This is a genomic window from Parafrankia sp. FMc2 (assembly GCF_041008525.1).
GTDB lineage: Bacteria > Actinomycetota > Actinomycetes > Frankiales > Frankiaceae > Parafrankia.
In genome coordinates, this window is record NZ_JBFLUG010000021.1 from 18,772 (window position 1) to 29,733 (window position 10,962).

A 10,962-nucleotide genomic window follows, 5' to 3' on the forward strand; every position below is an offset into this window, starting at 1 on the left:
CGGCGCCGCCCGTCCGGGCCGGGCACCCATCCTGGAGTGGTCCCAGATGACCATGTCGGCCGGCAACACCGTCCTGTGGGCACAGCTCCGCTCGATGCCGGGGCCGCTGTCGCTGAGCGTGCTTGCCACTCTCGTCCAACAGCTGGCGATGCTCGCGCTGCCCTGGTGCATCCAGCGCGCCCTCGATGACGGGATCACCCCTCTAGACGTCGGGCAGACGGTGCGCTGGGCGCTCGTCACCGCGCTGGTCTCCCTCGCCTTCCTGCTGGGCGGGATGGGCGGCCAGTGGTGGTCGGGCATCGCGGCCAACCAGGTCGCCCACGGGCTGCGCGGTGCCCTGATCGACAAGGTGACCGTGCTGGACCGCCCGGCGCTGGCCCGCTTCGGGCGCGGCGACCTCGTGATGCGGGTCACCCGGGACGTCGACCTCGTCCGGATGTGGCTGCAGAACCTCGGGATCTGGGTCCGGGTGATCGTCACTCTGGTCGTCGTCCTGCCGGCGCTGGGCCTGCTCGACCCGCTGCTGCTCGTCGTCGGCCTCGTCACCGTCCCGTTGGTCGGCCTGGCCAACGCGTTCTTCCCCGGCCGTTACGACGCCGCCAACGAGGCGCTCTCCGAGGCGCACGGCACCCGCGCGGACGCCGTCGAGGACCTGCTGGCCGCCAGTGCCGCCGTACGGGGCCTGGGCGGCGAGCGGGTACTGGTCCGCCGCCACCACGACCTCTCCCGCTCCGTGACCAGCTCGTCGCTGCGGGTTGCCGGGGTGTCGGCCTGGTGGTCCGCGGTGCCGTCGGCGCTGCCCCGGCTGGCGATCGCGGTCGGCCTGGGCATCGGCGGGGCCGCCGCGATCCGCGGCGACCTGACGATCGGCGGCCTGGTCGCGTTCACGTCCTGGATGACCACACTCGCGCTGGCCGTCGCGATCCTGGTGGATCTGCTGGCCGGCCGCGGCCAGGCCCGCGTCGCCGCCACCCGCATCGCCGAGGTGCTCGGCACCCCGGGGATGGCCGACGACGCCGACCCGGTACCACTGCCCGCCGTCGGCGTCCTGCAGACCGAGGCGGTCGTGGTCCGCCACGACGGGCGCACCGTCCTCGGGCCGGTCGACCTGTGCGCCGCGCCCGGCGAGTTCGTCGCGGTCACCGGGCCGACCGGGTCGGGCAAGTCCACTTTGGCGCGCCTGCTGTGCCGAATCGATGATCCGGATTCGGGCGCCGTCCGTTTCGGCGGGGTCGACCTGCGGTCGGCGGCGCGGACCGAGGTGCTCTCCCGGATCGGGCTCGTCCCGCAGCGCCCGCTCGTGCTCTCCGGAACCATCGCCGACAACCTGCGCCTCGGCCGCGACCTCGAGCTGGCCGACCTGCGGGCCGCCTGCCACGCGGCCTCGCTCGACGAGTTCGTCATGAGCCTGCCCGACCGGTACGACACCGTGCTCGGCGAGCGCGGCGGCACCCTGTCCGGCGGGCAGGGCCAGCGTCTGGCGCTGGCCCGCGGGCTGCTCGGACGTCCTGCGGTGCTGGTGCTCGACGACGTCACCTCGGCACTGGACGTCGAGACCGAGGCGGCCGTCCTGCGGCGGCTGCGCGCGTGGAGCCCGGACGGCGCGCTCGTCATCGTGTCGCACCGGCCGGCGGTGCTCGCCGCCGCGGACCGGGTCGTGACCCTGCCACCCCCCGACCGGACCACCGCATCCGCTGACGGCGGGGCCACGGCGCCGGCCGGCGGCGGGGCGGCCCTGCCCACCACCGGAGGCCACCGTGGCTGAGATCCGCCTGCTGCGCGAGGATCCGGACACCTCCGGGGTGGTGCGCCACGGGTGGGGGTACCTGCGCCCGCACCGCGCCGTGCTCGTGCTGGCGCTCGTCGTCACGGTCGCGAGCACCGCGGCTGTGGTCGGGATCGCCCCCGTGGTCGGCCGCGGCGTCGACGCGGTGATCGCCCGGGACCGCGCGGCGCTGGGATGGGTGGTCGGCGGTCTCGCCGTGCTCGTCCTCGCCCGCATGCTGCTGCTGCGCTGGTCGGAGGTACTGCTGGCCCGCGCCGGCGAACGGGTGGTGCAGGACCTGCGCGACCTCGTCGTGGAACGTCTCGCCGGCGCACCGCTGCGGTTCGTGGAGGCGCACCGCACCGGGGATCTGCTGCGGCGTGCCACCGGAGAGATCGCGGACCTGGCCCTGTTCATCCGCGAGCAGGTGCCGAACCTGCTCGGTGTCGGGCTCACCGTCGTGCTGACGACGGGCGTGCTGATCGTCTACTCGCCGCTGCTGTCGCTGGTACTCATCGTGCTGTTCCTCCCCGCGGCGGTCGCGGTCGTCCGCTGGTTCGACCGGGTGGCCGGCACGGCGTTCGGCGGGCAGGCCACGGCGGACGCGTCGATGACCGCGACCTTCACCGAGACGCTGGCCGCCGGCGAGGCGCTGGTGGTCGTCGGACGTCCCGGCGAGTGGGTCGAGCGGTTCCGCCGGGAGAACGACGAGCTGCTGCGGGCGTCCAACGGGACGATCGGGGCGCAGAACCGGCTGGAGCTGTTCAACCTGCTCGAAGGACTGGCGACGGCCACCCTGCTGCTGCTGAGTGTGTGGCTTGCCCGGGCCGGCCATCTCGGTGTCGGCACTGTCGTGGTCTTCGTGTTGGCCACCCGCAACCTGTTCGAGGGGATGGCCGGGCTGTCCCGGCTGGTCGGGCAGCTGCAGACCGCCCGGGTGGGCGTGGCGCGGCTGGCCGACCTGCTCGACGCGACCGACGTCGCGGCCACCGACATTCCGGCGACTGCTGTTCCGGCAGCCGCTGCCCCGTCCACCGAGGGCCCTGCCGCGGAGGGCGCGGTCGTCGGGGGCGCTGCTGCCGACGGGCCGGCGAAAGGCGGGTTGCTGCCGGCGCGCGGGGAGCTGGTGGCCACAGGGCTGCGGTTCGGGTACGGGGCGACGGGGGACGAGGTGCTCCGCGGGGTGTCGGTGACCTTCCCGGCCGGCGACCGCGCCGGTCTGGTGGGCACCACCGGCTCCGGTAAGACCACACTCGCCAAGCTGCTCTGCGGGCTCTACCAGCCCGACGGTGGGGTGGTGGCGTTCGGCGGGGTCGATCTGAGCACCGTGTCGCCCACCGAGATCCGTCGTCGCATCGTGCTGGTGCCCCAGCAGGTCCACATCATCACCGGCTCGCTTGCGGAGAACCTCGCGCTGGCGCCGGGAGAACCCGACCGGGCGGCGATGGAGCGGGCGGTGGCCGGCCTCGGTCTCACCGAGTGGGTGGCGGGCCTGCCCGGCGGGCTGGACGCGTCGGTCGGGGCCCGCGGCGAGTCGTTGTCCGCGGGCGAACGCCAGATCGTCGGCCTGGTGCGGGCCGCGCTGGTCGACCCGCCGGTGCTGGTGCTGGACGAGGCCACCGCCGATCTGGACCCGGATGTGGCACGCCGGCTGGAGACCGCGGTGGAGCACCTGCGCCCCGGTCGGACCCTGATCGTCATCGCGCACCGCCAGTCCACCATTGACCGGTTGCCGCGCCGCATCGGGCTGGTCGCCGGACGGATCGTCGCCGCCGATGCCGCACCTTCCGTGCCTGGTCAAACGCAGAGCGGCCAGGTTGCCCGCGATCGCGCCTAAGGGCTGACAAAGGCGTACTCCTTAAGCTAACCTCACTTAAGGCCGACTTAGGTCGGCTTTACTCTGTTGGTGCGATCCAAGGAGACGGCAGGCATGTCGACGAATCCCTTCGACGACGAGAGCGGGAACTTCTTCGTCCTGATCAACGACGAGGGACAGCACTCGCTGTGGCCGAGCTTCGCCGCCGTCCCGGCCGGCTGGACCGTCGTTCACGGCGAGGAGACCCGCCAGTCCTGCCTGGACTATGTCGAGGCCAACTGGACGGATCTGCGTCCGCGCAGCCTGGTCGCCCAGATGGCCGCCGCCGCGTCCGCAGGTGCCCCCGACTCTGACGAACCCACCCCGCGGTGAGCTCGCCGTCGAACAGCCATCGCAGGACCGTCCCGCTCGCTCAGCCGCCGGCCACCGTCGCCGCACGCCTCGCCCGCGGCGCCGGCGGGCCGTTCGTGGTCTACGAGCGTGCCGGCGAATGGTCCTTCGGCGTCGGCGTGCTCGCCGAGATCGAGCTGCGGGCCGGCGAGCTGCGCCACCGCACCGGCACCGGGCCCTGGCACGTCGAGCCACCCGGCCCCGCCCCGCTGGGCAGGGTCGCCGACATCCTCGCCGGTCTCGGTTTCACGGACTGGCGGGCGTACGGCTGGGCGGCGTTCGAGCTCAGCCACCTGCTGGCGGGCCTCGCCGTGCCGGCCGGTCCCGACCCGCTGCTGCACCTGGTCATTCCGCGCAGGGAGGTGCGGCTGACCGACGGGGTCGCCGTCGTGCGGTCCCTGGACGCCGACGACCCGCGGGACCGGCCCGACCTGGGTCAGGTCGGCGCGTCCGAGTCGTCCGAGTCGTCCGACCTGGACGACCTGGACGACCTGGTGGAGGTCGTCATGTCGGCGCCGCCGCCGGCAGCCACCGGTCCGCTGCTCACCGTCGACCTCGAACACGGGGTCGACGCCTACCAGCGATCGGTGGCCACCGCGGTCGCCGACATCCGCGCCGACCGGCTGCGCAAAGTGATCCTCTCGCGGGTCGTGCCCGTTGACGGGGACGTCGACCTGGTCGCCACCTACGAGGCGGGGCGGGCCGGGAACACCCCCGCCCGGTCCTTCCTCCTGGACACCGGCTACCTGCGTGCCGCCGGCTTCAGCCCGGAGACCGTGGTCGAAGTGGCCGCCGACGGCCTTGTCTCCACCCAGCCGCTGGCCGGCACCCGCGCTCTGACCGGTGAGCGCGCCACCGACGGCGAGCTGCGGGAGGAGCTTCGCTCCGACCCCAAGGAGATCTACGAGCACGCCGTCTCCGTGCAGGCCTGCCAGGACGAGCTGAGCCGCTTCTGCCGGCCTGGTTCGGTGACCGTCGACGAGTTCATGACCGTGCTCGAACGCGGCAGTGTCCAGCACCTCGCCTCCCGCGTGGCCGGGCGCCTCGCCGCCGGCCGCGACGCCTGGGACGCCCTCGGGACGGTCTTCCCCTCCATCACCGCCTCCGGTGTGCCCAAAGCCGCCGCCTGCGCGGCGATCTCCGGCTACGAGACGGGCCCGCGTGGGCTGTACAGCGGCGCGGTGCTGATGGTCGGAGCGGATGGCTCCATGGACGCCGCGCTCGTGCTGCGCACCGTGTTCCAGCGTGACGGACGGACCTGGCTGCGCGCCGGCGCCGGGATCGTGGCGCAGTCCGACCCCGTCCGTGAGGCCGAGGAGACCCGGGAGAAGCTGCGCAGCGTCAGCCGCTTCCTCGTCGCCGCCCCCGCCCCCGCCCCGGCGGCCTCCGCTCCCGCACCCGCTCCGGCCGATGCGTCCGCCGCCGCCGCGGCCGGCCCGGTGCTCGGGTCCGACATCGAGGCCATCCGGGCGATGGTCGCCGAGCTGCTGGACGAGGAGCCCGCCGCGATCGGCGACGAGGAGAACCTGTTCGAGCTGGGGCTGGAATCCATTGCGCTGATGAAGGCCGTCGGGCGGTGGCGCCGCGCCGGGGTGCCGGTCTCGTTCGGCGAGCTCGCCGAGAACCCGACTGTCGACGGCTGGTTCAAGATCCTGTCCATCCGGGCGCCCGAGGCCGCCCCGGCCGGTGCCCCGGCTCGCCACGGTGAGCCCATCGGCGGGCGCGGTGGCGGCCGTGGTGACGAGGCAACCCCCGTCGGCCCCGGGCTGACCGCCGGCACCGCGGCCGAGTCCGTCGCGGGTCCGGCGCTCGACACCGCGGGGAAGCCGGGTGCGCCTCCCACGGCGGGTACGGCGACCGAGGCGGCTCCGGGAGCGGGCGGCGAGTTCCCGCTCGCGCTCATGCAGCACGCCTACTGGGTGGGCCGGGACGGCGGCCAGCCGCTCGGCCAGGTCGCCGCGCACCTGTTCACCGAGTTCGACGGTGACGGCGTCGACCCCGAGCGGCTGCGTCTCGCGGTGGAGAAGCTCATCGCCCGCCACGACATGCTCCGCATGCGGGTCACCGACAACGGCGCCCAGGTCATCGAGGAGACGTCCGGCTGGCGCGGGCTCACCGTCCACGACCTGCGCGACCTGGACGAGGCGGCGGCCCAGGCCCGACTCGCCGAGATCCGCGACCTGATGTCGCACGAGAAGCTCGACATCGAGGCCGGCGAGGTGTTCGCGACCGCGCTGAGCCTGCTGCCGGGCGATCGCAGCCGGCTGCACCTCGACGTCGACATGGTCGCCGCCGACGCGGTCAGCTACCGCGTCCTGCTCGCCGACCTCGCGCACTTCTACGACCGGCCGGCGGAGGTGCTGCCGCCGCCGGGCTACACCTACCGTGAGTACCGCGCCGCACGCGGCCCGGCCCGGGCAGCCGCCGCGCGCGCCGCGGCGGAATGGTGGCAGGGCCGGCTGCCGAGTCTGCCCGGAGCCCCCGGCCTGCCCCGCGCCGCGGCGACCACCGACCTCACCGCGGCTGCCGGTCCCGCGGCTGCCGGCGCCGGCGCCGGGGCGCAGGGACGTCCGACGGTCTCGCGCCGGTACTTCGTCCTCCCGCCGTCGACCCGCGAGGCGCTGCTCCGGGCCGCCCACAGCCGGGGCGTCACCCCGGCGATGGCGGTGGCCACGGCCTTCGCCGAGGTCCTCGCGGGATGGAGCACCGAGTCGCGGTTCGTGCTGAACGTGCCGATGTTCGACCGCGAGCCTGTCCACGCCGACATCAACCAGGTGGTCGGCGACTTCACCAGCTCGGTGCTGCTCGAGGTCGACCTGACCGAACAGCTGCCGTTCGCCGCCCGGGTGCGCCAGGTCCAGGCCCGGCTGCACGCCGACGCGGCGCACGCCGAGTACTCCGGCGTCGAGGTGCTGCGGGACCTCACCCGCCGCACCGGCGAGCAGGTCCTGGCCCCGGTCGTGTTCACCAGTGCGCTCGGGCTCGGCGAGCTGTTCGACGCCGGCGTCCGCCGCCACTTCGGCGACCCCGTCTGGATCATCTCGCAGGGTCCGCAGGTGCTGCTGGACGCGCAGGTCACCGAGCTCGACGGCGGCCTGCTGGTCAACTGGGACGTCCGCGAGGACGAGTTCCCGCCCGGCGTCGTCGACGCGATGTTCGGCGCCTTCGAGCGGCTCGTCCGCGACCTCGCCGGTGCCGCCGGTGCCGCCGGTGCCTGGGACACCGCCGTGGACGACCTGCTGCCGGGCACGGCCCGCGACGTCCGCCGGGCGGTCAACGACACCGCGGGGCCGTCGCCGTCCCGCCTGCTGCACGAGGCGTTCTTCGCGCGGGCCGGGCACACTCCCGACGCCCCCGCCCTGCTGTGGGACGGCGAGCACGGTCCCGCCGCCCTGACCTACGGCGAGCTGCGCACCCGGGCGCTGGCCCTCGCCGGTGCGCTGGCGCGCCACGGCGTGCACCGCGGTGACCTGGTCGGCGTCAGCCTGCCCAAGGGACCGTCCCAGGTGGCCGCCGTCCTCGGCGTGCTGGCGGCGGGCGGGACGTACGTGCCGGTGGGCGTCGAGCAGCCGTCCGCCCGGGTGGAGCGGATCGCGAGGGCCGCCGGGTTCACCGTCCTGATCACCGACGCGCCGCGTGACGGGGTCCCCCCGGCGATCATCCAGATCACGCCCGACCAGACGACCACCGACGAGGCCCCTGACCCGGCCTCGAACCAGGCCTCGAACCAGGCCGCGAACCAGCACTCGGACCAGGCGACCGACCCGGCCGCCGACCCGGCCGCCGGTCCGGCTGTGGAGCCGGACGTGCAGGCGCCCGCCGAGCTCGGCGGGCTGGACAGGCCTGCCTACGTGCTGTTCACCTCAGGGTCGACCGGCCAGCCCAAGGGCGTCGAGGTCGGGCACCGGGCGGCGGTGAACACCATCGACGACCTGGCCGAACGCCTCGGCCTCGGCGCCGGCGACCGCACCCTGGCGGTGTCGGCGCTCGACTTCGACCTGTCGGTGTTCGACCTGTTCGCGCCGCTGTCCGTCGGCGGTGCGGTCGTGCTGGTCGACGAGCATTCCCGGCGGGAGGCGCGGCGCTGGGCCGAACTGGTCCGCGACCACCGGGTGACGATCCTGAACTGCGTGCCCACGGTGCTCGACCTGGTGCTGTCCGCCGGGGTGGAGCTCGGCGGGTCGCTGCGCGCCGTCCTGCTCGGTGGCGACCGGGTCGGCGTCGACCTGCCGGGCCGCCTGGTCGCTGCGGTTCCCGGTGCCCGGTTCCTCGGCCTCGGCGGCACGACCGAGACCGCGATCCATTCGACGGTGTGCGAGGTCGCCGGCGCCGAGCCGGTGCCCGGCTGGTGGCGGTCCGTGCCGTACGGGACGCCGCTGCGCAACGTCCGGCTGCGTGTCGTCGATCCGCTCGGGCGGGACTGCCCCGACCACGTCGCCGGCGAGCTGTGGATCGGCGGGGACGGTGTCGCCCGCGGATACCTGGGTGATCCGGAGCGGACCGCGGACCGGTTCGTCGAGCACGCAGGCCTGCGCTGGTACCGCACCGGTGACCTGGCCCGCTACCAGCCCGACGGCACGGTCGAGTTCCTCGGGCGGCGCGATCACCAGGTCAAGATCCGGGGTTTCCGGATCGAGCTGGGCGAGGTCGAGGCTGCGCTGGCGACCCTGCCCGAGGTGCAGGCCGGCGTAGCGGTGCTCGTCGACGGTGCCGGCGGGCATCCCGCCGCACTCGGCGCCGGGATCGTCCCCGCCGGTGCCCCGACAGGCACCGAGCTGTCGGCCGCCGTGCGGGAGGGCCTGCGGCGGGTACTGCCGCCGCACATGGTGCCGGACCTGGTCGTCACGTTCGACGCCATGCCGCTCACGGCGAACGGGAAGATCGACCGGAGGGCCGTCACCGCGGCCGTGCGCCGGGCCGTGGGCGGCTCCGGTGACCGCACGCCGCCGCGCAGCGACCTCGAACGGGTCGTGCACACCGTCTGGTGCGACGTGCTGGGGATCACGGAGTTCGGCGTCACCGACGAGTTCTTCGCACTCGGTGGCGACTCCGTCCTCGCCACGGCCGTGGTGCGGCGGCTGCGCGACGAGCTGGACACGACCGCGGTCAGCGTGCGCTCCCTGTTCGCGGCCCCGACCGTGGCGACGCTCGCCGACCGGATCCGCGCGGCCGATACCGTGCCCGGCCGGTCGGAGCGGGTCGCCACGATCGTCCTGGAGATCGCGGCGATGACGGACGAGGAGGTCGCCGACGAACTCGGCGACACAGGAGGCCCCCGATGACCGCTCCGTCGACGGCACCCGTGCCAACCCCCCACCCGGGGGAGGCGAACGAGGGCTGGGTGCGGTGGCCGGCCGAGTTCGTCCAGCGCTACCAGGACGCCGGGTACTGGGGCGACCAGACACTGGACGGCCTGCTGCGTGAGTGGGCCCGCCGGTTCGGACCAGCCACCGCGCTGGTCTCGGGGTCCGAGCGGATCAGCTACGCCGCGCTCGACGAGGCGGTGGACGACCTCAGCGCCGGCCTGGCGTCCCTCGGCATCGGCCCCGGCGACCACCTGGTGGTGCACCTGCCCAACCGGGCCGAGTTCGTGACCGTCGTGTTCGCGCTGATGCGCCTCGGGGCGATCGGTGTCATGGCGCTGCCCGCCCACCGGCGGGTGGAGATCGAGCACTTCGCGCGCCTGTCCGGAGCGGTCGGGTACGTCGTCGCCGACCGGCACGAGGGCTTCGACTACCGGGAGCTGGCCCGCGAGGTGGTCGACGCCGTCCCCTCGGTGCGCCACGTCCTGGTGGCCGGCGACCCCGGACCGGGCTCCGGCCAGGGCGTGTTCACCGGGTTCGCCGAGCTCGCCGCCGCCGGGCGCTCCGCCCGCCTGGCCGCGACGTCCGGTGCTGCCGGGGTGGGGCGGGAGCCGGGTGACATCGCCCTGCTGCTCATCTCCGGCGGGACGACCGGCAAGCCCAAGCTGATCCCGCGCACCCACCGGGACTACGCCTACAACGCCCGGGCCAGCGCCCAGGTGTGCGGGCTCACCGCGGACGACGTCTACCTGGTCGCGCTGCCCGCCGCGCACAACTTCCCGCTGGCGTGCCCGGGGATCCTCGGCGCGTTCGGCGTGGGCGCCACGGTCGTGATGGCGTCGGCGTCCAGCCCGGACGTCGTCTTCGACCTGATCGCCCGTGAGGGTGTCACCGTCACCGCGGCCGTGCCGCCGCTGGTGCGGCTGTGGGTCGAGGCCGCCGGGTGGGAGGGGCCTGACACGACCAGCCTGCGTCTGGTCCAGGTGGGCGGGGCCAAGCTCGACGAGGGTCTGGCCCAGCGGATCGCCCCGACGCTCGGGGCCCGCGTCCAGCAGGTCTTCGGCATGGCCGAGGGGCTGCTGAACTTCACCCGCCTCGACGACCCCGACGAGCTCGTCTTCACCTCGCAGGGCCGTCCGCTGGCCGAGGCCGACGAGATCCGGGTGCTCGACGGGTCCGGCCGGCCGGTGGCCGCCGGGCAGGTCGGGGAGCTGTGGACCCGGGGCCCCTACACCATCCGCGGGTACTACCGGGCCGCCGAGCACAACAGCACCGTCTTCGGCTCCGACGGCTTCTTCCGCACCGGCGATCTCGTCCGCCAGCTCCCGACCGGCCACCTGGTCGTCGAGGGCCGGGTCAAGGACGTGATCAACCGGGGTGGGGAGAACGTCTCGGCCGGGGAGCTGGAGGAGCACCTGCTGACCCACCCGGCGATCGCCCTGGCGGCGGTCGTCGGCCTGCCCGACCCCGACGTGGGGGAGAGCGTCTGCGCCGCCGTCGTCCCCGTCACGGGCGGCGCGGTCCGGCTCAAGGAGATCAAGAACTACCTGCGGGACCGCGGCCTGGCCCGGTTCATGCTGCCCGACCGCCTGGCCGTCGTCGACGAGTTCCCCTACACGGCCGTCGGGAAGATCGACAAGCGGGAGCTGCGTCGCCGGCTCGAACAGTGACACCACCCCGCTGACCCC

Annotated in this window: 5 protein-coding genes; all 5 read left to right on the plus strand. The window is 74.4% G+C overall.

Going from position 1 to position 10,962, the window contains the following annotated elements:
- The first annotated feature begins 46 nt into the window (after window positions 1–46).
- The 5 genes from AB1460_RS10335 (at window position 47) to AB1460_RS10355 (ending at window position 10,944) form a co-directional block, all read left to right on the plus strand.
- On the plus strand, window positions 47–1,765 hold the full coding sequence (locus tag AB1460_RS10335; RefSeq protein WP_368960616.1) for an ABC transporter ATP-binding protein: 1,719 nt from the start codon (window positions 47–49) through the stop codon (window positions 1,763–1,765).
- Window positions 1,758–3,602 carry an ABC transporter ATP-binding protein gene (locus AB1460_RS10340; protein ID WP_368960618.1) on the plus strand — a complete coding sequence of 615 codons (1,845 nt, stop codon included), beginning with the start codon at window positions 1,758–1,760 and terminating at the stop codon, window positions 3,600–3,602. Before AB1460_RS10335 ends, AB1460_RS10340 begins: the two co-directional genes overlap by 8 nt.
- Window positions 3,603–3,695: 93 nt before the next feature.
- Window positions 3,696–3,953 carry an MbtH family protein gene (locus AB1460_RS10345; protein WP_368960620.1) on the plus strand — a complete coding sequence of 86 codons (258 nt, stop codon included), beginning with the start codon at window positions 3,696–3,698 and terminating at the stop codon, window positions 3,951–3,953.
- Window positions 3,950–9,253 (plus strand): salicylate synthase, encoded by a 5,304-nt coding sequence (locus tag AB1460_RS10350; protein ID WP_368960621.1) that lies wholly within the window; start codon window positions 3,950–3,952, stop codon window positions 9,251–9,253. The genes AB1460_RS10345 and AB1460_RS10350 overlap by 4 nt, the downstream gene beginning before the upstream one ends.
- Complete coding sequence (locus AB1460_RS10355) at window positions 9,250–10,944, plus strand: (2,3-dihydroxybenzoyl)adenylate synthase (protein WP_368960622.1); 1,695 nt, start codon at window positions 9,250–9,252, stop codon at window positions 10,942–10,944. Before AB1460_RS10350 ends, AB1460_RS10355 begins: the two co-directional genes overlap by 4 nt.
- Window positions 10,945–10,962 lie beyond the last annotated feature (18 nt).